Source organism: Rhizobium sp. BK289 (assembly GCF_014193575.1).
In the GTDB taxonomy this organism is placed as follows: domain Bacteria; phylum Pseudomonadota; class Alphaproteobacteria; order Rhizobiales; family Rhizobiaceae; genus Rhizobium; species Rhizobium tropici_C.
In genome coordinates this window covers 26,785-50,425 of sequence record NZ_JACHZO010000023.1, presented here as the reverse complement: position 1 = coordinate 50,425, position 23,641 = coordinate 26,785, and the positions used below count along the sequence as shown (strand labels likewise).

At 57.4% G+C, this 23,641-nt stretch carries 19 protein-coding genes; 15 read left to right on the top strand and 4 right to left on the bottom strand.

All coding sequences use genetic code 11. From position 1 onward, the window contains the following. Positions 1–206: 206 nt before the first annotated feature. The 3 genes from FHT84_RS29575 to FHT84_RS29565 are packed head-to-tail and all read left to right on the top strand — an operon-like array spanning position 207 to position 3,278. Positions 207–1,214 (top strand): hypothetical protein, encoded by a 1,008-nt coding sequence (locus tag FHT84_RS29575; RefSeq protein ID WP_246698667.1) that lies wholly within the window; start codon positions 207–209, stop codon positions 1,212–1,214. Between the two features lie 34 nt (positions 1,215–1,248). Beyond that, positions 1,249–2,253 (top strand): hypothetical protein, encoded by a 1,005-nt coding sequence (locus tag FHT84_RS29570; RefSeq protein ID WP_246698666.1) that lies wholly within the window; start codon positions 1,249–1,251, stop codon positions 2,251–2,253. 26 nt (positions 2,254–2,279) lie between these two features. Further along, positions 2,280–3,278 (top strand): hypothetical protein, encoded by a 999-nt coding sequence (locus tag FHT84_RS29565; protein WP_246698665.1) that lies wholly within the window; start codon positions 2,280–2,282, stop codon positions 3,276–3,278. A gap of 45 nt (positions 3,279–3,323) precedes the next feature. Here the strand turns inward: FHT84_RS29565 and FHT84_RS29560 are convergent, their stop codons facing one another. Continuing rightward, the gene (locus FHT84_RS29560) at positions 3,324–4,289 is read right to left on the bottom strand and encodes a phosphatase PAP2 family protein (RefSeq protein WP_183765563.1); all 966 of its coding nucleotides are present in this window, start codon (positions 4,287–4,289) and stop codon (positions 3,324–3,326) included. A gap of 176 nt (positions 4,290–4,465) precedes the next feature. Between FHT84_RS29560 and FHT84_RS29555 the strand changes: the two genes are divergently transcribed. From FHT84_RS29555 to arcC, 12 genes are all read left to right on the top strand, one after another. Next, on the top strand, positions 4,466–4,660 hold the full coding sequence (locus tag FHT84_RS29555) for a hypothetical protein (protein ID WP_162736982.1): 195 nt from the start codon (positions 4,466–4,468) through the stop codon (positions 4,658–4,660). Positions 4,661–4,794: 134 nt separating this feature from the next. Further along, entirely contained in the window at positions 4,795–5,349 is a 555-nt protein-coding gene (locus FHT84_RS29550; protein ID WP_348647387.1) for a nickel/cobalt efflux transporter, read from the top strand. 1,185 nt (positions 5,350–6,534) lie between these two features. Next, positions 6,535–11,001: an autotransporter domain-containing protein gene (locus tag FHT84_RS29545; RefSeq protein ID WP_183765569.1), complete on the top strand. Its 4,467-nt coding sequence runs from the start codon at positions 6,535–6,537 to the stop codon at positions 10,999–11,001. A 429-nt stretch (positions 11,002–11,430) separates the two neighbouring features. After that, positions 11,431–11,640, top strand: coding sequence for a cold-shock protein (locus FHT84_RS29540; RefSeq protein WP_113250160.1), 210 nt, complete (start codon positions 11,431–11,433; stop codon positions 11,638–11,640). A 109-nt stretch (positions 11,641–11,749) separates the two neighbouring features. Then, complete coding sequence (locus tag FHT84_RS29535) at positions 11,750–12,031, top strand: cold-shock protein (RefSeq protein WP_113250161.1); 282 nt, start codon at positions 11,750–11,752, stop codon at positions 12,029–12,031. Between the two features lie 28 nt (positions 12,032–12,059). Next, complete coding sequence (gene rpsU / locus FHT84_RS29530) at positions 12,060–12,302, top strand: 30S ribosomal protein S21 (RefSeq protein WP_015343608.1); 243 nt, start codon at positions 12,060–12,062, stop codon at positions 12,300–12,302. 798 nt (positions 12,303–13,100) lie between these two features. Further along, positions 13,101–13,619, top strand: coding sequence for a GNAT family N-acetyltransferase (locus FHT84_RS29525; protein ID WP_112340183.1), 519 nt, complete (start codon positions 13,101–13,103; stop codon positions 13,617–13,619). 290 nt (positions 13,620–13,909) lie between these two features. Beyond that, on the top strand, positions 13,910–14,404 hold the full coding sequence (locus FHT84_RS29520; protein ID WP_112340182.1) for an NUDIX domain-containing protein: 495 nt from the start codon (positions 13,910–13,912) through the stop codon (positions 14,402–14,404). A gap of 165 nt (positions 14,405–14,569) precedes the next feature. After that, a complete protein-coding gene (gene arcD / locus FHT84_RS29515; protein WP_210209404.1) occupies positions 14,570–16,036 on the top strand; it encodes an arginine-ornithine antiporter in 1,467 nt (488 codons plus the stop codon). Positions 16,037–16,050: 14 nt separating this feature from the next. Then, the gene (locus tag FHT84_RS29510) at positions 16,051–17,268 is read left to right on the top strand and encodes an arginine deiminase (protein ID WP_112340181.1); all 1,218 of its coding nucleotides are present in this window, start codon (positions 16,051–16,053) and stop codon (positions 17,266–17,268) included. 17 nt (positions 17,269–17,285) lie between these two features. Next, entirely contained in the window at positions 17,286–18,287 is a 1,002-nt protein-coding gene (argF, locus tag FHT84_RS29505) for an ornithine carbamoyltransferase (RefSeq protein WP_112340180.1), read from the top strand. Between the two features lies 1 nt (position 18,288). After that, positions 18,289–19,221, top strand: coding sequence for a carbamate kinase (gene arcC / locus FHT84_RS29500; RefSeq protein WP_112340179.1), 933 nt, complete (start codon positions 18,289–18,291; stop codon positions 19,219–19,221). Positions 19,222–19,474: 253 nt separating this feature from the next. Here the strand turns inward: arcC and FHT84_RS29495 are convergent, their stop codons facing one another. The 3 genes from FHT84_RS29495 to FHT84_RS29485 form a co-directional block, all read right to left on the bottom strand. Beyond that, entirely contained in the window at positions 19,475–20,965 is a 1,491-nt protein-coding gene (locus FHT84_RS29495; protein ID WP_112340178.1) for an acetyl-CoA hydrolase/transferase family protein, read from the bottom strand. 222 nt (positions 20,966–21,187) lie between these two features. Next, the gene (locus FHT84_RS29490) at positions 21,188–22,444 is read right to left on the bottom strand and encodes an MgtC/SapB family protein (protein ID WP_348627990.1); all 1,257 of its coding nucleotides are present in this window, start codon (positions 22,442–22,444) and stop codon (positions 21,188–21,190) included. A gap of 75 nt (positions 22,445–22,519) precedes the next feature. Continuing rightward, positions 22,520–23,641, bottom strand: coding sequence for an ABC transporter permease (locus FHT84_RS29485; protein ID WP_112340176.1), 1,122 nt, complete (start codon positions 23,639–23,641; stop codon positions 22,520–22,522).

Below are 23,641 nucleotides of genomic sequence, written 5' to 3'. Positions count from 1 at the left end.
AATCGAAGCATCGTCTTCAGTTTTGATCTGAAAAATGAACGTTTTTCGGAAGTAGATTTCTATGGTTATTCCCAATATATATTCTGTAATTGCGAATTTTATGGCATCTATATTTTACCAATTGACGAATTCTTTTTCAGCGTGCAATTAGGGTGCGTCTCGATTTGCTTGCGCATTGCTTTCACCAGTTTTCAAGAGGACGCCCGATGCGATCGGAAAGCAACCTTGCACTGAATTTTCTTGCGTCTGCACTCTTTGCGATGGTCTCCTCGCCAGCGATAGCCGCGTGCACGGTGCCCAATGTCTTGTCCGACGGTCAAACCGCCGACGCGACACAGGTCATGCAGAATTTTTCGGCCGTAGCGGGCTGTGCCAACGCGACCGCACCATCGGGGGGCCAGTACACGGTTCAATTCGAAACATCGACCGGAAACCTAGGCGGCGTCTCCTTGTCGGATGGCCAAGTTATCCTTGGAACCACCGGAGGCGCGCCGCAAGCAAAGGCACTAATCGCCGGACCTGGTATCGCCATCCTGAACGCCCCTGGCGGAATCACGATTTCGGCGACAGGCAACGGCTCTGCCAATGCTGTCGATTGGTTGAATGAAGCCGCCGTCATCAGACCTTTAGCCACGAACTTTTCCATCGTGACATCAACGACAGCGCCAGCAGGAGCCTCTCTGGTGCCAACGGTCCGTGGGATGGCACTGACGACGACTGCCGTTGCGGATGGCACCGGCGTGATGGCCGAAACAGCTGCTCCGAGTGGCCGCTGGCAGGCAACGATGCTCGCGATCTATTCGGGGCCGCTATCAACTCTTAGCATGCCCGCGATTGCCGTGCGCGATTCCGTTGCGAAGCGTGCCATCGAATTCGGCATCAGCGGCATGAGTGCGAGCACCTATCAGTTTTCCTACGTCAGAAGCGTAGGTGGCCAAGGACTGGACACCATTGCGGGTCAAACCACCATCACCGATATCGGCCTTCCCCCGCCTTCGCAGCCGATTTGGTCACGCCTGACTTATGACGGCACGAATCTCTCGTGGTCGTTCTCCCGTGACGGTGAGGTATTCAGCACGGCATTCACAATCTCGGCGGCGGACAACCTGACCAACCTCGACCGTGTCGGACCTGCTGCCTTGTTTCAGCAACCGACGAATCCTTCCTGGCCGTCTGCTTATCATATCCTCTCATGGCGCCTCGCCAGCCTGTAACCCAGTTCCAGCCATCCAAGCATGGGGTTTTCTAATGCCTAGAGCGTCATTTCTCATTCCAATCCTTGCCACAGTGCTTGTGACGGCTGCCGGTACTGCTTCTGCGCAATGCACGCTGCCCAACCAATTGCAGAACGCAGACGTGGCCGATGCCACGAAAGTCACTGCAAACTTTACTGCGTTGGCCAATTGCGCCGATAGTCAGACACCAAGTGGTAGTGCAAATTCGATACTCTATAATGCAGGCAGCGGATCGCTTGCGGGCACAACACCCCTGACAAACGGTCAGTTGCTCATCGGCTCGACAGGCAATCCACCTCAACCTGGAACGCTCTCGGCTGGCTCTGGCATCGCAATTACTGGCGGTCCTGCATCCGTCACGATTTCGGCGACCGGCAGCGGCACAGGAGCGGCGGTCGACTGGTTGAATAAGGCGGCCGTAGCCAAGCCAAATGCCGCCGCGTTCACCATGCGCACGACCACGATACCACCTGTCGGCGCGGCAGTAGTGGCGACGACACGCGGGCTGTTGCTCTCTGCGACCACAAGCGCTAACAATCAGGCTATCATGGCAGATGTGCCGCTTCCTGCCGGAAATTGGCAGGCGACTATGCTTGCCGTCTATACCGGCTCGCTAAACACATACATCCAGCCATCGTTGACCGTACGCGACAGCACGACAAATCGGGCTGTCTCCTTTTCGCAGGGATCAAACGGCAATAACACATATCGATTTGATTACATCAGAACATCTGGTGGTATCGGTCTGGACACGAATTCGGGCGACTCGGCATTTCAGGACGTCGGATTTTCGACCCCAAGCGAGCCCATCTGGTCGAGATTGACCTATAATGGGACGACGCTGATCTGGTCATTTTCGCGAGACGGCGAGAATTTCACCAACGCGTACTCGATATCCGCGACGAACTGGCTCACCCAGCTCAGCACGATCGGCCCGGCAATTCTCTTCTACCAGCCAGCTCATTCCAACTGGAACAGTGGTTATCACATCCTGTCCTGGAACCTCGCCTCGCTTTAATCCCTGAGAACGTTGGAGCTCTATCAATGGACAAGACATGTTACCTGATGTCAGCCGCTTTCCTGTTGGGTATGGTTGGCAGTGCGTCGGCCGCTTGCACTGTCCCAAATCAAATTGTCAACGGAGGGGTAATCGATAGCTCGCCAGTCATGGGCAATTTCAACGCTGTCGCAACGTGTCTTGGCAGTACAGCCCCGGCGGGCGCACAAAACAGCATCCAGCTCGACAATGGCGGCGGTGGGTTTGCCGCCGCTGGGCCGCTGACCGATGGGCAATTGCTGATCGGGACCACTGGTTCGCCGCCGAGCGCAACGACTCTGTCGGCTGGGGCGGGCATAGCCATTACGAACTCACCAGGTGGCATTTCGATTGCGACCACTGGCGTGCTTGGCGGCGGCGGTGCAGACTGGCTGAATGGCACCGCCGTTGTCAAACCGGTTGCTGCCAATTTTACCCTACAGACGTCAACGACACCACCCACCGGCGCTGCCATTGCCAGCACCAGCCGTGGTATGGTCTTATCAGCCACCGCCGCCGTCAACGGAGCGGCGATGATGGCGGAGATGAATGCACCGTCCGGACATTGGCAGGCAACCATGCTTGGTGTGTACACGGGCGGACTATCCGACTTCTCCATGCCGTCCATTGCCGTACGGGATGCTGTCAACAAAAAGGCAGTCGAATTCGGCATCACTGCCCTTCAGACGACCGATTATCGCTTTGACTACTTCATTACGTCAGGAGGCATTGGTCTTGACGGGCGCGTCAATGACATTATGAGCCAGGATGTTGGCTTTCCGCAACCCTCCCAGCCGATCTGGCAACGATTGACCTATGATGGCACCAATCTGATCTGGTCGTTCTCCCGCGACGGTGAGTTCTTCATCCCGGCCTATTCCGTGTCAGCAACTGCCGCTATTGCCAATCTGAGCACCATCGGCCCAGCAGTTCTGTTTGCCCCCAATATCAGGCAAACTTGGGCTGCGTCGTTTCACGTTCTATCCTGGAATGTCGTCAGCATCTGAAAAGCATGGGATGGAATGTGTCCTGGCCCGTCAAGCGGCATCCGTTCAGCTCGGCATGCTTGAGTCTGCGTGGCCCGCTGCCTTCTTCCGGCCTAGTATTCCGAAGCCGACTGATGGATATGATCTTGTTACATAGAGAACCGAAGCGATCACAAACCCGGACAAGCCAGCTCCCGCTACAAGATCGACAACATAGTGCCCGCCTTCAGTAATTGCCGAACCAATCATCAAGATGTTCAGCATAAGAAACGGCCAGCGCATCAATGTATTGGTCCACATCGCCCAGGCGCAAAGCACCGCGACGGCCGCGTGGACCGATGGGAATGAGATAATGCCGCTTGCCTGACTGAGACGCAGCACAAAGTTCGGGTCACTTCTCACCGCGAGCAGTTGCGCTACAAACTCGGTACCGAGGGTCGCGCTCAGATTTCTAAGATGGCTTAGGTCAACCGAAAAGGCGGTATAGGTTCCGACCGCTGGATACCAGATTGAGATAATGCTCGCCAGGATGCAAATCAGCCCATAGGCCGTTATCATTTGGTATGCGCGTGCGGATCGCCTCGTGAGGCCCAGCAGTGCGGGAAGCAGCAAGAGCTGAACGCTAAATAATCGATAAGCCAGCATCAACGTGGTAGCCAATAGAGGCCTCGCATCGACCGCACGAATGAGCATGGCCCAATCAATGCCAAGCGCCCGGTCCATTGCCATGAGACGCTGGTCTCGCAGGGGGAAATCGGTCGCGGCGGCGACATAGGCGAAGACAACAAGCGGACCTGTCAAGGCAAGCCCTAAACTCACACTCTCGCCGGCGGCTTGAAGAGAAGGAATTTTACGCCAACGGCACAGTGCTCCCAGGATCAAGAACATAGCGAGCGTATATCCCGCCACTCGCGCGAAATCTCCGACATTGACCGTGAGACCGACGAGGGGCACGAAATCAACACTGAAGTGTAACAAGCAACGACTAGCCCAATCAGAAAGTTTCGCGCTCTGATCATCTCGTTCATACAACTTCCTCTCGCAAAGACAGAAGCAATATTCGCGTAAGATTAATTTTTCGCGCAAAGAGGGTGCTGAATTATTGTAGCAATCAAGGCGTTTTTTCTAAGGTGGCCACCGTGTGTCGTCCAAATCCTTCGCACTAAAAACGAATAGCTGCCATTAGCCTCCTCGATCGGTTGAACTTTTTGCGCAAGCTCGCCATCAATATTGGCACTCTCGACGATATCCCGCCTTTCCGCGTCATCGGTTCGCGCCGCCAGGGCGAACGCTATTCCGCCGATGGAATGCGGGATCTGCCGGGAAATCGACGATTGGCGGCGGCGTGCGTCGTGGCGGGCTTTGTCGCAAAACGGAATGGCAGGTTACCGGTTGTAACGTAAACCAGTATTTGGCGTGAGCCACGCACCTTTGACCCGACTGCGATGCCACGCGGTAGCCTTGTGAAAACCTTGGCGGATCGCAAAGGCCTGCGAAATCAGTGTCGACCGCGGATCACATGGGTGGTGGTGACAGGATGGAAGAAATTCCGGAGCCGCATGAGTTCAATGCCCGCGTCAGCCTCGGACATGGCGATCATACCCACGACTACGATGTGGCCTATAGCGAAGATGGCCACCATCATCACCATGGCCTGTCGGTCGGTGAAGATGGCGAATACATGGACGCGCACGCCCGCGCCCACGCCAACGACACTGCCCGCCGTTTCAAAAACCAGAGCGTTACGACCGGCCAGATTATCATGTTTGGCCTGACTGGCGGCCTGATCCCATGCCCTGCAGCGATCACCGTGCTGCTGCTATGCCTGCAGCTCAAGCAGCTCTCTCTCGGCGTGGTCCTGGTGGTGTGCTTCAGCATTGGCCTCGCGATGACAGTGGTCGCGGCGGGAGTGGCAGCGTCAATCAGCGTGCGTCACGTCCAAAAGCGTTGGTCCGGTTTCGACACCTTTGCCAAGCGTGCGCCCTATGCCTCTGGCGTACTGATGCTCGTGATCGCGCTCTATATGGGCTGGTCCGGCCTGGCGAGAGGGTCGGCGCCCGAAGCGGCGGCAGTGGTCACGCCTGTAGGCTGACTCAACCCGGCCGCCGGAACTTCGGCGGCCGGTTCCATATTCGTCAAGGGATGCCGGACGTGCCATGAGACAGCACGATCACGACAGCCACTGCTACGATCATTGTCATGGACTCGGCGATTTCGGAAAGCTCTTTGCTGTCGACCTGCTCTTGAATTGCGCTTTTTGCGGTGATTGAAGTCGTCCGGCCCATCGCACCAGGCGGCTACCTACAAAACAGTATTGTGCTCGCCACGCTGACGAGCGGCGGGCAAAAGGAACCAAGAAACCTAGCAGGGAAGGGAGAGGCGCAAAGATATTAAGCCATTGAGTCGGAGGAGTCTACGTGGCGGCCGGCCAAGACAATGGGAGGCATAGCGGACATCGAAAGCCAAGGCGTCCCAGCGCCTTCATATTGACGAGGTCATCGGCCACCGGAACGTCTGGAAGTAACTCTATATCGCTAGAACTGAACACTCACGGCCCTTTGGGCGACGAGCCGGCATATTGGCCGAAGGACCGGGTATTCGTTGAGTACATGGCTGCTGATCTCTTCACTACCAATAGCTAAGCCATTATTCAAAGCGACTGGAATTCATGAACAACGTCAGGATCGCAGATTCCCACCAAATCGGATGAAGCGCCCGAATTTTTTCAGGTGCGCGCTCGCGCCACCCCTCCCATTGACTGAACTTTCGACATTTCGCAACCAGCCATTGTCACGCGATGCCACGACATGTTCAGCGCGAGGCAAGATGTGAGTTCTCTACAATTTTGGCGAAGCTGTCTGGTCCTTGAATGCTCCCCATGATAGAGGGATTTGCAACTCGATCTGCGCAGGGACGTGAACGTTCAACGTGCGGTGCTGAGGTCGGGGCGGGGCGCAGGCAGGCTGCGAAGATCTGTTGGGGAATGGGAATGGAGACTTGTACCGTCGCAGGGCTCGCCGTTGAGCAAAGGCGTTCTTTCCTGTTCCCAGCGCGAAATTTCTGGCCCGCGCCAACAGTAGGCGTGTCGGCTCTGGCGATGGTTGCCTCGCTTTGTTTGGCGGATGGCCATTTCACAGCGGCCTGGGCTGCGTGCGGCCCGACTGCCACAGCGACATGCAGCGCCGAAGGTGGCGCTGGGATACCAAATCGCACGGGAAATGGCGGCGCTGGCAATGGCGACGGTGGTGACGCAAGTGTGATCAACGCGAGCACGGGCATGACCGATATTATTTTCGGCAACGCAAGCACGAACGGTGCAGGTGGAGATGGTGCTGCCGGGGATGTTTCCGGAGGACAGGGCGGCGCAACTGGAGGCTCATTTGCCTCCGGTACCTCCATTGTGGTTGCGACCGATCTGGTGGGCGGTGATGGGACAGCCGGTCCGGATGGCTTGAACTTTGCAAGCGGGGGCGGTGGCGGGGGAGCGGGTATCTTTTCCGGCAAAGACCTTACAATTGTCAGTGGTGCGACCGTGTCCGGCGGCATAGGGGGGCGTGGGGGCGCGGCAACCAGCTTCGGCGGCAATGGCGGCGGCGGCGGCGGTGGCGGCGCTGGAATCATCTCAGCTGTTGTGGGGGGCACCGCTTCTAATGAAGGCACTATCTTCGGAGGGAATGGAGGAAACGGCGGCGACGGCGGCTTCGGCGCTGGCGGTGGCGGCGGTGGTGATGGCTTGCTCGTCTTTGGGAATGATACGATTGTTACCAATATCGGCTCCATTACAGGCGGAATAGGAGGCAGTCCGGGTACGGGTTCTCTGGGCGGCACCGGTAACGCGGGTTCAAGCGGAGCGGGTGTCAATCTAGGCGGGCGCCGCAGTGTTCTTCAGAATATTGGCACGATCACCGGCGGTGCGGGAAATGGCGCAGCCGCGGGCGCGGGCGTGATCGGTTGGGGAAACAGCTTCGTCTTAAATGCTGGCACGATCGCGGGCGGCCTCAACAGCGATGGTGTAACACGCGCCGCGGCCATACAATTCAATGGCACCGGAAACGTCCTTCAGCTGGTGGACGGCTCGAACCTCATCGGCAATATCGTAATCGCGCCAGGCGCGGGTGCGTTTATCTCGCCACTGCGCAGCGGGCTAATTCTAAACAATTCAATTGACCTGCAAGACGGTATGTCGACGATCGGCTTCGACACCAGCGGGGCTGATTTTGTCGACGCGAGCACCATCTCGGGAGCCGGTAGCGTAATAAAATCCCGCAGTGGACGATTGGTCCTTACTGGGTTGAACACCTATCTGGGCGGCACGACGATCAGCGGTGGGACCCTGTCAGTCTCATCTGACAACAACCTTGGCGCTCCATCTGGTGCCTTGACATTCGACATGGGCACGCTGCAGGCGACAAGTTCCTTTACCACCGCACGCAATATTATCCTGGACAACAATGGAACGCTTCAGACCGATGCCGATTTCGAATTGAGCGGCGTGATCAGCGGTTCCGGGCCGCTCACGAAAACGAGTGGCGGCAAACTGACATTGTCGGGCTCTAGCACCTATATCGGCGCGACGACCGTCGCGGATGGCATGCTTAGCGTCGAAGGCTCCCTTGCCAATACCGCTGTGACTGTGGCTAGCGGTGCCACACTCGGCGGTTCCGGCTCGATCGCCGGATCCGTCACCGTGGCGGATGGCGGCATAATCGCGCCGGGGTCGAGCCCCGGCACCCTGACGGTGGGTTCGCTTTCATTTAATGGCGGTTCCATTCTCAATTATCAGCTCGGTCGCCCGGGCATAATCGGCGGCGGTGTCAACGATTTGATCGAGGTCACTGGCAACCTTACTCTGGATGGCACGTTGAACGTCATCGACGTCGGCGGCTTCAGCGCTGGTGTCTATCGGTTGATGAACTATGGCGGGGGACTGACGGATAACGGCCTGGCCCTGGGCGCTCTACCCAGCGGCGTCAGTTCGAGCGACCTCTATGTCCAAACCAATATTGCAGGTCAGATAAATCTCATCTCCAGCGTCGGCGCCACACTCGGCTTTTGGGACGGTGGCGATGTCGCTCGCCACGATGACGGCACCATAACCGGCGGCAGCGGAAGGTGGGACGCCTCAAGCCGCAATTGGACCGATGCGAATGGCGCGATCAATGGCATTTGGCGGCAGGATTTCGCCGTATTTGGGGGTAGCGCCGGTACTGTCACCGTTGATAATTCCGCTGGTGCCGTTGGTTTCAAGGGCATTCAGTTCATGAGCGATGGCTATGTGATCGACGGAGATACCCTGACCGCCAGCGACGCGGCGACCACGATCAGGACCGATCCGGGCGTCGTGGCGACTATAAGCGCCCAAATTTCGGGAAGCGGCGGGTTGGTGAAGACGGATGCCGGGATACTCGTCTTATCAGGAGTAAACACCTATGCCGCCGGAACGAGCATTCTGGGCGGCGGCGTGCGGGTTTCCTCCGACGCCAATCTGGGGCTGACGGCAGGCGCGCTCACGTTTGACGCAGGCGTGCTTCAAACAACCGCGGCGTTCGGTACCGCCCGCAACATGACGCTCAATGGCGGCGGCGGCACGCTTCAAACAGACTCCGACCTCACTGCGAGCGGTGTCATCAGCGGCGGTGGCGCGCTCGTCAAGACCGGCAGCGGCACGCTGACGCTGACGGGCGCCAACACCTATGCCGGCGGCACGACGATCAGAGACGGAACACTCCTGATTTCTTCGGACTCTAATCTTGGTACCGAAGCCGGTGGACTAACCCTCGACGGCGGCAGCCTTAGAAATACATCCGATATTGCAACCGTGCGGACAGTTAACTTGGATACCGGCGGCGGCACGCTTCAGACGGATGCGGATCTTCGGGTGGGCGGAGTTATCACCGGTGTGGGGGAACTTGTTAAAGCGGGGGCCGGCACGCTCACACTGACGGGAACCAACAGCTATGCCGGCAATACGGTAATCAGCGACGGAACATTGAAGGTCGGCGCTGGCGGCACATCAGGCTCAATTGTGGGCGACGTCGTTGACAATGCAACGCTCGCTTTCGACCGTTCCGACGATCTTGTCTTTGCCGGTAGGATCAGTGGCGGCGGCAACATACGGCAGCTTGGCTCTGGCAGCATCAACCTATCGGCCGACTCGAGCGCCTTTACCGGTACAACGACGATCTCGGCCGGCACGCTCCTCGTCGATGGTAAGCTCGGCGGAACGCTCAACATCGCTTCCGGCGGTAAACTTGGCGGCACCGGCACCGTCGGAACAACGACAATCGCTCAAGGCGGCACCATCTCTCCCGGTCATTCGCCGGGGGCGCTCCATGTCAATGGCGATATCACATTTGATAAAGGCTCGACCTATGCTGTGGACATCACCCCGAGCTTGACCGCGGACTTGATCGGAGCGACGGGTGCAGCAACTATTCACGGTGGCACGGTTGATGTAGTGAAGTCCGCCGGTACTTTCACTCCGGGCAGTCGCTGGGTCATCCTCTCGGCGGGTGATGGCGTGACGGGCACCTTTGAGCAGCTGACGCAAAATATGCCTTTTGTGGATTTGTCGCTCTCCTACGATCCCGATAACGTTTTTGTCGACGTCACGCGCAACGCGGTCAGGTACTGTGATGTCGCCCGCACATCAAATCAGTGCGCCGCGGCCAATGCGTTAGAGAGCGGCGGGCAAGGCAATTTGGTCAATCAGGCCTTGGCGGCGATTCCCGACGCGAGCGCCGCAGAGCGGGCACTGGACGCGTTATCAGGTGAAATTCATGCCTCGCTCCAGGGGGCGATATTGGAGGACAGCAGCTTCATTCGCGAGGCGGCGATTGATCGATCGCGCGCTGCCTTTTTGGACATCGACACGGCAGGTGCGCGGCCATCCAGGCCGGACACGGCGCCGGTGAGAGGAACTGCCATTACCGCCTGGGCGCGTGGCTTCGGCTCCTGGGGGCGATGGGACGGTAATGGCAATGCAGAATCGTTCGATCGTTCGATCGGTGGGTTTCTGCTCGGCGCTGACGCGAGCGTTAACGATGATTGGCGCTTCGGCTTTGTCACCGGCTACGACCATGCCTCCAATGATCTCGCAAGCCGCGCCTCCAACGCTGGCGTCGATACATACCATATCGGTGCCTATGGCGGGTCCGAGATTGGCCGCTTGGGTTTGCGTTTCGGAACCGCTTATTCCTGGCACGATGTCGACACGACCCGGTCTGTCGCTTTTCCGGGCTTTTCCGAAACGGAAAGAGGTAGCTATCACGCAGCCACCACCCAGATTTTCGGCGAGGCTGGATATATGCTCGAAGGGGAGGCACTCTCGTTGGAGCCGTTTGCTGGTCTCGCTCATGTAAATTACAATAGCAACAACTTTACAGAGAAGGGCGGAGATGCGGCTCTAAACGGATCACGCGGCGGAGAGGACGTCACCTATTCGACGCTAGGCCTGAGGGGGAACACCCGATTTGCGCTCGGGGATGCCGAAGCTACGGCACGCGCCATGGTTGGTTGGCGTCACACCTTTGGCGACAAAGTGCCGACCGCGTCACTCGCATTTGCGGGGGGCAATCCATACACGGTAGCTGGCGTGCCGATTGCCGAGGACGTGGCTGTCATCGAGACCGGTCTTGATCTCAATCTTACTAACGGCGCGATGCTGGGGCTCTCATATTCCGGCTCACTCGCTCGCAACGCGCGAGAGCATGGATTGCGGGCCGATCTGAAGGTGAGATTCTGAAATCCGTTTTATGGACCACTTTTCATTTCGCGTTGACCCACGATATCCGGGCTATCGTATTATCGGCAAATACCATTTAACAGTCCGATTGAACCACCGCCGAATGAAAAAGTGGGTCAGATTCTCGCGATACTCAACATTCTGGGGCCTTCTACTAAAGGTAACGGAGGGCTGTGAGTTGGCAAGCTGCGAAATCTACGACAGCCACGGACATTCTGCGGCTCGACAAGCATCGTCGCCTGGCAAAAGACCTTCGCCCCGCGACCTATGTTGCCAAAACTTCAATCGAGCCTATATAAAGTCTATCGACCATTGCTTGTGACATCGCCGAAGAGCCATCTGACTCTCGCCGGATTTCCTCTCAAATAATCGACCTGACTCCGCAAGGTATCGCGGGACCAACAACGGTTACTACGAAAGGAAATCGTTATGAACACTGGTACAGTAAAGTGGTTTAATGGCACTAAGGGCTTCGGCTTCATCCAGCCTGATGACGGCAGCACGGACGTCTTTGTCCATATTTCAGCGGTAGAGCGCGCCGGCATGCGGTCGCTCAACGATGGCCAGAAGATTACTTATGACATCGTGCAGGATCGTAGATCTGGTAAGAGCTCGGCTGATAATCTTCGGGCCGCCTAATTTGTCAGGGCTTCGCGCGACCACGGATGTACCGGCGCGTTGAAACCGTGACCGAGGAAGGTCGGGATGCGTCCCGGCCTTTTATTTTTCATTTCGAACGGAGAACGACATGGCAAATGGTCGTTACCGGCCGGGCGACAGCATCGTCCTGAAGCCTGGAATTTTCGGAAACGCCCAGCCGGTCGGCAGCGTCGTGTCTGTCTTACCTGTGTCACAGGGCGTTGTTCACTATCGAGTCCACTTGCAGAGCGAGAGCTTCGAGCGGAGCGTCCGTCAGGACGATATCGATGCCGGGGCGTCGCCATCGTCGCTTTCGCCATCCAAACCCGACGCACCGCAAGCATCAAAACCGAACTGGATCAACTCGAACTCGATCCGCATCAAGAAATAAACGCAGCGCGAGCTGAGAAGGAGACACTTTGCAGGTTCTGGTTAGAGACAATAACGTCGATCAGGCGCTCCGCGTCCTGAAGAAGAAGTTGCAGCGCGAGGGCGTCTTCCGGGAAATGAAGGCGCGTAGCGCCTATGAAAAGCCGTCCGAAAAGCGCGCTCGCGAAAAGGGCGAGGCGGTCCGCCGCGCGCGGAAGCTTGCCCGTAAGCAGGCTCAGCGCGAAGGCTTGCTGCCGGCGCCGAAGAAGAAAGTCATGGCGCGAGCTCGCTGACGTCTATCGTCTTTTGGAACCGCGCCTGCTGAAATGGAGGAAGCATGACCAAGACGAAAGACAATCTGTTCAAGCCTGACAAAGCTCTCAGCGCAGGCCAAGTCTGAGCAGACGGCGTCGATTGTCAGGGATATCCTCGCCGATGAGACGTCTGCTCGGCAAAAGAAGACAGAAAGGCTTCGCGCGCGTCGTTTGGCGCAAGAGACAGAGCCTGGTTCCGCGCCGAAAGCAAGAAAGAAAAGCAGGAAGGTCTAGCGCATTGTGGGGCTCCTCGCTAGCCGATCGAGCGGAGAGGGCAGAGCTATCGCGTCAGTATGAGTTGAAGCGGACACTCAACAAAGGGCTGAGATTGGGCACGTAGTAGCGAGCGAGCCGATATCATGGGTTCGTGCCCCAAAGCCCTTGCAAAAAGAGCTCGGCTCCATGTTACTTAGCCGAACGCAGGGTTCAGAAATAATCATAAAAGTGTTATAAATCAATGGTTTAGTAAAAAACGCATAATCGGATTTATGGAACTTCTTCATTTTAGAGCAGGCCAAGGTCTTCCGACTGGAAAACAACTCGCTTTCACTCCGGGAAAACTCTTCGAGATGTTCTTCAGGCTCAGCAACGGCTGAACGTTGGACGCTTACAACGAAGAATTTCCAAGGATTGTAGAGACGCGCAATGATCCTGATCGGCAGGCCAGTTTTGCGCTGGATCAAAGTCGATATGTGCAAATCTGCTAGGCTCAACGCCTGACCGCTCGTGTCCAGACATCGATTGACAGTTGTTCCGCGGGCCTGAAGGAGAAGCATGATGGAAATCGGAGATACCAAGGGTGACCTAACAACGCGTAGCGGCTTTCACTTTCACGTTCGCGCCGCAGAGCCAAAAGATGAGGCAATCGTCGCTGATTTTTTCACTCACGTTACACCAGACGACGTCAGATTTCGTTTCCTATCCGGAATGAAATCCGTTTCCCATGAAAGGCTCGTTGAAATGACAAGCGCTAGTGATCCCAAGCGCGTCAATTTCCTTGCTTTTTCATCGGATCAGATTTTACTGGCCGTGGCGATGCTGGCGGTCGGCAAGGACACTCAACGCGGAGAGGTCGCGCTGACCATTCGTGAAGACTACAAGCATCAGGGTATAAGCTGGGAAATGCTGGCCCACATCTGCCGCTATGCAGAACGGCATAATTTCAAAAGCATCGAATCCATAGAAAGTCGCGAAAACCATGCTGCAATCGAGCTGGAGCGCGACATGGCCTTCCACGCCTATGATGACAAGGACGATCCTACGATCGTCGTGCTGCGGCGCGATTTTGGTCGGTGACTGTCGGTATTCATTATCTATACATGGTTGATCGCCGCCATCGGAAATTCGAGACCGAATTCCGCTCGGACGGTTGCGGGCTTGCTCCTTTGCTTTGATCCCGACCAGGGGTGACAATGCGATCGTCCGTCATTTGACGGTTGCTTCCGACGTGATGAGCTGAGAGCATGTCGCTGGTTGGGCGGTTTAAGTGCCGTATTCGTTTGCCTTGCATCCAATCGCCCTTGTGTGGTCAAATCTTGGGATCGAGGCAAAGACATGCGGAGTTCCATTGATAGGAACGATCGGACATGAAGAAGAGCGCCGGGATCCTAATGTACAAAAAGGCGCGAAGCAGCATATTCGTGCTGCTTGTCCATCCGGGCGGCCCCTTCTGGCGTAAGCGTGATGACGGTGCGTGGTCTATTCCCAAGGGTGAATACGGCGATGATGAGGCACCTGAAGCGGCCGCTCGACGGGAATTCATTGAGGAAACAGGCTGTGCAATTGAGGGCGCGCTACAGCCTCTTGGCGAATTGCGCCAGAAGAGCGGAAAGGTCGTCACCGCCTTTGCCCTTGAGGGAGTATTCGATACATCCTGCTTGCGCAGCAATCTATTTGAAATGGAGTGGCCGCCACGAAGTGGGCATGTCCAGTCCTCCCCGGAGATCGATCGTGCCGAATGGTTCTCTCTTTCCGAGGCAGGCCAAAAGATCATCGGTGGTCAACGCCCCTTCCTGGAAAGTCTGGAGAGATTGCTGGGCGCAGGCTTGCAATATGACGCCAAACAGACTGACGGCGGGTGATGCCGCATTGTAGCTGCGGCGAACTCCAGGACTGTCAGGCCACATTCTGGGTGCGGTGTCCAAGCCTGCAAAAAATGACAACCGCCTTGACCAGGATCAAGGTTTGTCGCCGCCGCCCGGTGTCCAGTGTCTCCCATAGACATCCTTGATCCTTGGGAGAAAACCATGACTTCGATCGGCATGAAGCTTGTCGCCTCGACCGAGCCGGTGGCGGTTAGCCGAAAATTGCGCCTGGGTTCGCTAACGGCATTGGTCATCGGCTCGATGATCGGCTCCGGCGTCTTTAGCCTGCCACAGAACATGGCGGCGGGCGCCGGTCCATTGGCCATCGCAATTGGCTGGGGGATCACGGCGATCGGCATGCTGGCGCTGGTCTTTGTGTATCAATCCCTGGCCACTCGCAAACCAAACCTGGATGTGGGGCCCTATGCCTATGCGAAAGCTGGATTTGGTCCATTTATCGGCTTTAACAGTGCGTGGGGCTACTGGCTGAGTGCATGGATCGGTAATGTTTCCTATGCGGTTATCGTCTTCAGCGCGCTATCCTATTTCTTCCCGTCCTTCGGCGATGGCAACACCTGGCAGGCGGTGCTCGGTGCATCGATCCTGCTGTGGTTGATCCACGCGCTTGTCCTCGCGGGCATCCGCCAAGCGGCGGTCGCGAACCTTATCGTCACCATCGCGAAGATCGCGCCGATTGTATTGTTCGTCGGGGTCGGCGCCGTCGCCTTCAAGCTGAATGTCTTCTCGCTCGATTTCACCGGCCTGGGCAATGCGAGCCTTGGCTCTATCACAACCCAGGTCAAGAGCACCATGCTGGTCACCCTTTGGGTGTTCATCGGCATAGAAGGTGCCAGTGTATTCTCGGCCAGGGCGGAACGGCGGAGCGATATTGCGACGGCAACGGTGCTCGGCTTTTTCACTTGCCTCGCATTCTACGCGCTCGTGTCCCTTCTTTCCCTCGGCATCCTCAACCAACCTGCGCTTGCCGCCCTGAAAAATCCGTCTATGGCCGGGGTGCTTGAGGCGGTGGTCGGTCACTGGGGTGCGGCTCTCATCAATATCGCGCTTGTCATCTCGGTGATCGGTGCCTTTCTAAGCTGGACGCTCCTCGCAGCTGAGATTCCATTTGCGGCGGCCAAGGACGGAACCATGCCGAAATTCCTCGCCTTGGAAAATGACCGTGGCGTCCCGTGGGCTTCGCTGCTGATTACCAATCTTCTTGTCCAGGCGTTCCTCGGCGTTACGCTCTTTGCTCACAGCACCTATCAGGCGTTGTTTTCCATCGCATCAACCGCGATCCTCGTGCCCTACATCCTCTCCGGCGCCTATGCTGCAAAGCTGGCCATATCAGGCGAAAGCTATGCACCGGGTGAGCAGCGAACGGCCCCAATGCTCGTCGGGATACTGGCAACGTTTTACGGGCTGTGGCTCGTCTATGCCGCCGGCCCGGCCTACCTGTTCATGTGTGCGATCCTCTATGCGCCGGGCATTCTCTTCTATGTTCTTGCCTGCCGAGAGTCGGGTCAAAAGCCCTTCCGTCTCTTCGAAGCCGTGCTTGCCGTCGTGCTTGTGGCGGTGGCCCTCCTTGCCGCCTACGAAATCTGGGCCGGCATCGTCAGCCCGTTTTGACAGGAAGCAGCGTCATGAATGTTCTCGGGGTTCATTCGGAAGTCGGTCGTCTCGGCGAAGTCATGGTTCACCGCCCTGACCTGAGCCTTCGGCGCCTGACACCGGACAATTGCAAGGCGTTGCTTTTCGACGACGTGCTTTGGGTCAAGCGTGCCCGCCAGGAGCACGACATCTTCGTCGATGCTTTGCGCGAACGCGGCGTCGTTGTGCAGTCGTTGGGCGAATTGCTCACGGAAACGATGGCTTTGCCCACGGCACGCCGCTGGCTGCTTGATCGCCGCGTCGAATCCGTCGTTGTCGGACATGACATGGTCGACGAACTGCGCGGCTGGCTGAACGAGATGCCAGCCGATCAGTTGGCAACCTACCTCGTCGGCGGCATTGCGCGTGCCGAATTGCCATTTGAGCCGCTTGGGCTCACTGGACGGACACTGGCGCCGCAGGATTTCGTCCTACCACCGCTGCCGAACCAACTCTTTACCCGTGACAGTTCCTGCTGGATCTATGGCGGCGTCTCGGTCAATGCCATGTATTGGCAGGCGCGACGGCCAGAAGCCGCGAATGTCGAAGCGATTTATCGCTTTCATCCTCGGTTCGACGCAGCCGACTTCACATTCGTCTCGCCTGAGAGCCCGGTCACTGGAACCAGTCTTGAAGGTGGCGACGTGATGCCAATTGGCAATGGTGTCGTCCTGGTCGGCATGGGTGAGCGCACCACTCCGCAGGCGGTCGGCACGCTTGCTCAAAATCTCTTTGCAAGCGGTATTGCAAAACGCGTCATCGCGGCCCTTATGCCGCGCGATCGCAGCTTCATGCATCTCGATACCGTCTTTACATTCTGCGACCGGGATCTGGTGACCATGTATCCTCCCGTCGTCGATCGCTTGCGGAGCTTCTCGCTGCGGCCGGGCGATGCTGAAGGTTCGGTGGATACCCGGGAGGAGACATCTCCTTTTACCGACGTGGTTGCGCAAGCGCTTGGACTGAAGGGCTTGCGTGTCGTTGCGACCGGCGGCGACCGCTATGAAGCCGAGCGCGAGCAGTGGGATGACGGCAACAATGTCATCGCCATCGAGCCCGGCGTTGTCATCGCCTACGACCGCAACGTCTATACCAATACGCTGCTGCGTCGTGCAGGTGTCGAGGTGATTACCATCGAAGGAGCAGAACTCAGCCGTGGCCGCGGTGGCGGTCATTGCATGACGTGCCCGATTGCTCGTGCCCCCCTTTAGTTGCAAAGGAACTTGTCATGCCCATCAATCTTCATGGTCGCAGCGTTCTGTCCCTCGATGATCTGGATGCCGAGGACATTCGTTATCTGCTGCGCCTTGCGGCCGATCTCAAGGCCGCAAAACTGGGCGGTTACGAAGTGCCGCGCCTGACGCGAAAGAACATCGCACTTATCTTCGAAAAGGACTCGACACGCACCCGAACCGGGTTCGAGGTGGCAGCTTATGACCAGGGCGCCCACGTCACCTACATGGGTCCCACCGGCAGCCATATCGGCCACAAGGAATCGATGAAGGATACCGCGCGCGTTCTCGGCCGCATTTATGACGCCATCGAATATCGCGGGTTCGCGCAGCGTGCAGTGGAGACGCTGAAAACCTATTCCGGCGTGCCCGTCTATAATGGGCTGACTGACGTTTCTCATCCGACGCAAATTCTCGCCGATCTCATGACCATGCGCGAATTCACCCACAAGCATCTGTCGGACATGGTCGTGGCCTTCCTTGGCGACGGGCGCGACAATGTGGCGATGTCGCTGGCGCTCGGCGCCGCCAAGGTGGGGATCGATTTTCGCCTCGTCTCGCCGACGGCTTTGTGGCCGGACCAAGCGTTTGTCGATCATGTGAAATCGGAGGCATGGAAGAGCGGCGGCAAGTTCGCTTTGATGGAACATGTTGGCTCAGGGGTACTGGGGGCCGATTTTGTCTATACGGACGTCTGGCTTTCAATGGGCGAGAGTGAATCTGCTTGGCAGGAGCGCATCGGGCTTCTTTCCCCCTTCCGGGTTACCGCCCAGGTGATCGAGGCGACCGAAAAGCCCTATGCGAAATTCATGCATTGTCTTCCAGCGTTTCACGACACCGAGACGGAAATCGGCGCCCGCATCGCTAAGGAATATGGCATTGATTGCATGGAGGTGACGGACGAGGTTTTCGAGTCTCATGCCTCCATTGTTTTCGATCAGGCCGAAAATCGCATGCATACGATCAAGGCCTTACTCGTCGCGACGATCGGAGGCTGACATGCTGATCGTTGCTGCGCTCGGCGGGAACGCACTATTGCGTCGCGGCGAGCCGATGACCGCTGAACATCAGCGCGCCAATATCCGGATCGCCGTTGCCGCCTTGGCTGATCTCATTCATGCCGGTCACTCTTTGGTCATCACTCATGGCAACGGTCCCCAGGTCGGGCTCCTTGCTCTGCAGGCAGAAGCCTCCAACGGCAATGGTTTTCCCTTGGATGTTCTGGGCGCCGAAACAGAGGGGATGATTGGCTATATGATTGAACAGGAGCTCGGAAATCTCCTGGAGAACAACCCAATTGCAACCTTGCTGACCATGGCGCGGGTGAAGGCGACCGATCCCGCCTTTTCACAACCGACCAAGTTCATCGGGCCGGTTTACGATGCGGCGACCGCGCGACGGCTCGCCAGAGAGCGCGGTTGGAGGATTGCGCCAGACGGTGAGAGCTGGCGGCGCGTCGTCGCCTCGCCAAAACCCTTGGCAATCGTCGAGGCGAAAACCATCGCCTTGCTAGTCAATCACGGCGTGACCGTCATTTGCACCGGCGGCGGAGGCATCCCCGTGATTGAGCAGGCTGATGGCAGACTTACCGGGATAGAAGCCGTGATCGACAAGGATGCCGCCAGTGCGCTGCTGGCAAGGCAGCTGAATGCCGACATGTTGCTGCTTCTGACAGATGTCGATGCAGTCTATCTGGACTACGGGACACCAAAGGCTCAAAGCTTGGGTCGCATTGCTCCGGAGACGTTATCTGACATGAGGTTCCCACCAGGCTCGATGGCGCCGAAGGTCGCCGCCGCGATCCGGTTCGCAAAAGAAATGGATAGACCGGCCGGCATCGGCAGGTTGGAGGACGCGGGCGCCATCGTCCGCGGCGAAAAAGGAACCGTGCTCGACCCACGTCTATCGGCAAAAGGTTGCAAAAGGCAGTAGGTATAAGCCGATTCATTCCGCATGCAAGATTCGATCTCCCGCGCGGCAACGATCAATATCGCGTGCGTCGACGCTCCGATTTCAAAAAACTCCCTGTTTCCGCAGGGGTGTGCCGCTGGAGCGAACTCAAAACGGCTCTGATGGGGTGGAGGCCCCCGACGGCATCTGTGTGCCAGAATGGAGACGTTGATCACCATTTAGAGGAGGCGCCCATCAGAGGCCGATCGTGAATAAATGATCCTCGATATCCAAGCTAAGCCAGCATTCGACCGATTTCGCGCAGTGAGCTGTGCCATTTGAGTGCCTCTTCGATGACGTGTGGGGTTTGTCCACCTCGGGTAAGAGCTCTTTTGTGGTAGTCGGACAGGGCCTCGCGATAGGCTGGGTGTACACAGTTGCCGATGATTGTGGCGGCGCGTTCACGCGGCGCGAGACCACGAAGGTCAGCCAGCCCGATTTCCGTCACCAGTATGTCGACGTCGTGTTCGGTATGGTCCACATGGCTGACCATGGGCACGACCCTTGAAATCGCACCGTTCTTTGCCGTCGATTTCGTGACGAAGATGGACATATAGGCGTTGCGGGCAAAATCGCCGGAACCGCCGATACCGTTCATCATGTGCGTGCCACCGACATGGGTCGAATTGACATTGCCGTAGATATCGAACTCCAGCGCGGTATTGATTCCGATGATCCCGAGGCGACGAATGACCTCCGGATGATTGCTGATCTCCTGCGGGCGCAGGATCAGCCGCGACTTATACGCTGCGATATCTGGAATGACCTTGCGATACTTGTCGGCCGACAGGGTCACTGAGGAACCGGATGCGAATGTGAGCTTTCCGGCGTCAAGCAGATCGAAGGTCGAATCCTGGAGAACTTCGGAATACATTGTCAGATCGTGAAACGGCGTATCGATGAAACCGTGGAGTACGGCATTTGCGATCGTGCCGATGCCGGCCTGAAGCGGCAGCAGGCTTTGGCTCAAGCGTCCGAGCTTGACCTCATGCATCAGGAATTCAGTCAGATGTCCGGCAATCGCTCGCGTTTCGGCATCGGGCGGCTGAATGGTCGAAGAACTGTCGCTGTTATGCGTGACAACAACGGCGGCGATCTTCTCCGGGAGAACCGGAATGAGAGGAACGCCAATCCGGCTGCTTGGCGTCATGACCGGAATTGCTTCGCGGCTTGGTCGACGCGTCGGGATGTAGATGTCGTGCAGCCCTTCCAATTCCTGTGGCTGCGACTGGTTGATTTCGACGATCACCTTCTCGGCCAGGATGGCGAAGCTTGCCGAATTGCCGACCGATGTTGTCGGAATGATCCCGCCGTCTTCGGTTATGGCAGTCGCCTCGATCACGGCAATATCGACCGGCGAAATCTGCCGGCTGCGAAGAAGTTCCACCGTCTCGGACAGATGCTGATCGATGAACATGACTTCGCCGGCATTGATTGCGTTTCGCAGAACCGGATCGGACTGAAAGGGCAGTCGACGGGCAAGCACATGCGCCTCGACCAAGGCCCCGTCGAGATTGTTCCCCAGTGATGCGCCGGTCATCAGTGTGATCTTTAGCGGCTCATCCTTGGCGCGCCTGGCAAGCGCCATGGGCACGGCCTTTGCCTCGCCCGCACGCGTAAAGCCGCTCATGCCGATGGTCATTCCGTCCTTGATCAACCGGGCGGCATCGTCCGCGCTGACAATGCGCTCGAGCAGCTCCCTGTTTCTTATGCGCTCGCGAAACATGGCGATCCTTCCTTAGGTCATGGATATCAAGAACAAGAGCCGAGTTTTACGACATGCTCAGCATCTCGATCCTCTAGGTAGATGCGACAAGACGTGTCTGGACATTCTCCATCCAGATCTAAATCGAGGGAGCAGCGCGGCATTGATTTCCGTCAAATGGGCTCCGGTCGGCCGCGCCTCCGCGAGAGTTTGCGATGCTCAGGGTCGGCCCTGAGCCCACTATCAGGCCAACGCGCTAAACCCAAAATAGGCGGCAACGGCGACCACGAGCGCAGTCACTGTTGTCACACTCAGTGCTGTGGCGTAGGCGCGGCTTCCGAACAGGATGGCCAGCACCATCTTCATTGTCAGATTGGCGGCTGCGGCCAAGGAGATCGCGATGGTCGCAGCCTCCGTCGTCAGCGCCGAGCCCGCTATGCGCGCCGTCGACAGAGTGATAGCATCAAGATCGGCAAGTCCGGAAAGCAGTGCGACGACAAAGATAGCCGACAGCCCAATCTGGTCGATCGTGAATTTCGATATAAAACTTATGACGCCGAGAAATGCTCCGAAGCGTAGAACCGTGAGCAATTCGAACGGATTATCCGGATTGATGTCCATGGCGTTATCGTCGGCCTTCGCTCCCCTGAGCATCAAGAAGGTTGCCGAAAGAAAGACGAGAACAACGGGAACGAACGCGGCGGCTAGCTTGGGAACGAGCACAGGCGCCAGTATGCCGCTGATGACCAGTGCCCGTCCAATGGACATTGCTCCTGCGATCGACGCGCCGGCAACAAGGCTGCGGGTTGCCTGTGCGCTTCCAGACGATAAACGCGCAAAGGACAAGGTAACGGCAGTCGATGAAATGAACCCGCCTGCGGCGCCACTAAAGAGGATTCCATGTTTTGGTCCGGCAATGCGGACCGCCAGATAACCGACATAGGAGATGGCGGCAATCATGATGGTCAGCAGCCATAGCTGGAATGGATTGATGGCATTCCAGGGATCGATTGTTCTGTCGGGCAGGAGCGGCAGCGCAACGAGCGTCATGGCAAGCAGCACGAGCGCAGCCCTTAGTTCCAACCAGGTCAGGTTTCGCAGGAATCCATGCAGGCTATGGCGAGCAGCCAGCAAGGCGGTCACCGCGACGCTTCCGGCCGCAGCTACGGTCATGTCGGAAACGGTCGCAATGACCCCAAGGACGAAGACCGCAAGAGCCGCTATGACACTGGTGACGCTGTAATCCTGTTCCCGCTCGGCTTCGTATCGGTTGAAGACGATGAAGGCGCTGCCGAACACAGTGAAAATGGCGGTCGGCAGGATCGGTCCGAGCTTAATATAAAGGAAACCCGCCAAGCCGCCGAGAAAGCCGGACAGGCCGAACGTGCGAATACCGGCCGTTCTTTTACCGGGCGCCGTCTCACGCTCCTGCCAGCCGCGCTCAACCCCGACCAAAATGCCGATAGCAAGAGCGAGGCTGAGACGCTGAAACGCTTCCATGATATCCATTCTACGACAATACTGACGAGCGAATGCGCAAGCAATCTGGACTACCAAATCCCACTGCCAGTCACCTCACTGACCGCTGAGAAGCGACTTGCGAAAACGCAACGTGGCCAAGGCAAAGAATGCCGCTCCGGTGCCGAAGAGCGCCAGCATTTGCGGCCATATGATCGCAAACCCGGCTCCCCGATAAAGCACCGCCTGCGATAACGAGACGAAATGTGTCGATGGCGAAAGCTGCATTACATTCTGCAACCAGCCAGGCATGCTCTCCATAGGTGTCGTGCTTCCGGACAAAAGATTCATGATGATAAGAACCGGCATCACAATCAGTCCAAACTGCGCCATCGAGGTCGAAACGGTGGCAATCAAAATGCCGAGTGACGTCACCGAAAACTGGTAGAGGATGGCCGAGGCTACAAAGAGGCCCACAGATCCGGCGACGGGCACACCGAGCAGGCGCTCGACGACGACGATAAGCGAAAAGGTCGCCGCGACGACGATGACGAGGCCATTCGCCCATATTTTTGCGAGCATGATCTCGATGGGGGTGACCGGCATGACGAGCAGGTGCTCGATCGTTCCATGTTCGCGCTCGCGGATCAGTGCTGCGCCCGTCAAGATGACCGAGAGCATGGTGATATTATTGATCACTTGCATCACCGCCGTGAACCATTCGGATTTGAGATTGGGGTTGAATTTCGCCCTTACGACCAGATTGATCGGCTGTTTCTGATCAGCTCCGGGCATTGCTGTCAGCACTTCCTGCAGGATGATATTCTGGATATAGGAGGCTCCGTTGCCGGCCTGCGACATCGCGGTCGCGTCGACATCGAGCTGGACCGATGGATGGCGACCGGCGATCACGTCCTGCTCGAATTTGGGTGGAATCTCGACGACGAAAACGAAGCGGCCGGCGTCCATCACAGCATCGATCTCGTCGGCATCGATCAGTTCCGGAGGCTTGAAAAAGGGCTGCAGCAAGGCATCGCGCAATCGTGCGGACAGCATCGAACGGTCTTCATCGACGATCGCCACCGCGGCATTCTCAACCTCGAATTTCGCACCCGTCGCCACGGCGTAGATGGCGAAGGTAAATGTATAGACGATCAGCACGACGAGAACGGGATCAGCCTTGAGGCTATAAAGTTCCTTGATGCCGAGACGAAGGATCCGGAAAAGACGGGCAACCAT

Bases quoted from the DNA above. Each gene is read 5' to 3' on its own strand.
- FHT84_RS29490 (WP_348627990.1), bottom strand. From the start codon at position 22,444: ATGGAAGCGTTTCAGCGTCTCAGCCTCGCTCTTGCTATCGGCATTTTG.
- FHT84_RS29570 (WP_246698666.1), top strand. From the start codon at position 1,249: ATGCCTAGAGCGTCATTTCTCATTCCAATCCTTGCCACAGTGCTTGTG.
- FHT84_RS29535 (WP_113250161.1), top strand. From the start codon at position 11,750: ATGGCAAATGGTCGTTACCGGCCGGGCGACAGCATCGTCCTGAAGCCT.
- FHT84_RS29520 (WP_112340182.1), top strand. From the start codon at position 13,910: ATGAAGAAGAGCGCCGGGATCCTAATGTACAAAAAGGCGCGAAGCAGC.
- FHT84_RS29545 (WP_183765569.1), top strand. From the start codon at position 6,535: ATGACCGATATTATTTTCGGCAACGCAAGCACGAACGGTGCAGGTGGA.
- FHT84_RS29525 (WP_112340183.1), top strand. From the start codon at position 13,101: ATGGAAATCGGAGATACCAAGGGTGACCTAACAACGCGTAGCGGCTTT.
- arcD (WP_210209404.1), top strand. From the start codon at position 14,570: ATGACTTCGATCGGCATGAAGCTTGTCGCCTCGACCGAGCCGGTGGCG.
- FHT84_RS29575 (WP_246698667.1), top strand. From the start codon at position 207: ATGCGATCGGAAAGCAACCTTGCACTGAATTTTCTTGCGTCTGCACTC.
- FHT84_RS29510 (WP_112340181.1), top strand. From the start codon at position 16,051: ATGAATGTTCTCGGGGTTCATTCGGAAGTCGGTCGTCTCGGCGAAGTC.
- FHT84_RS29550 (WP_348647387.1), top strand. From the start codon at position 4,795: ATGGAAGAAATTCCGGAGCCGCATGAGTTCAATGCCCGCGTCAGCCTC.
- FHT84_RS29540 (WP_113250160.1), top strand. From the start codon at position 11,431: ATGAACACTGGTACAGTAAAGTGGTTTAATGGCACTAAGGGCTTCGGC.
- FHT84_RS29565 (WP_246698665.1), top strand. From the start codon at position 2,280: ATGGACAAGACATGTTACCTGATGTCAGCCGCTTTCCTGTTGGGTATG.
- FHT84_RS29495 (WP_112340178.1), bottom strand. From the start codon at position 20,965: ATGTTTCGCGAGCGCATAAGAAACAGGGAGCTGCTCGAGCGCATTGTC.
- FHT84_RS29485 (WP_112340176.1), bottom strand. From the start codon at position 23,641: ATGGTTGCCCGTCTTTTCCGGATCCTTCGTCTCGGCATCAAGGAACTT.
- arcC (WP_112340179.1), top strand. From the start codon at position 18,289: ATGCTGATCGTTGCTGCGCTCGGCGGGAACGCACTATTGCGTCGCGGC.
- argF (WP_112340180.1), top strand. From the start codon at position 17,286: ATGCCCATCAATCTTCATGGTCGCAGCGTTCTGTCCCTCGATGATCTG.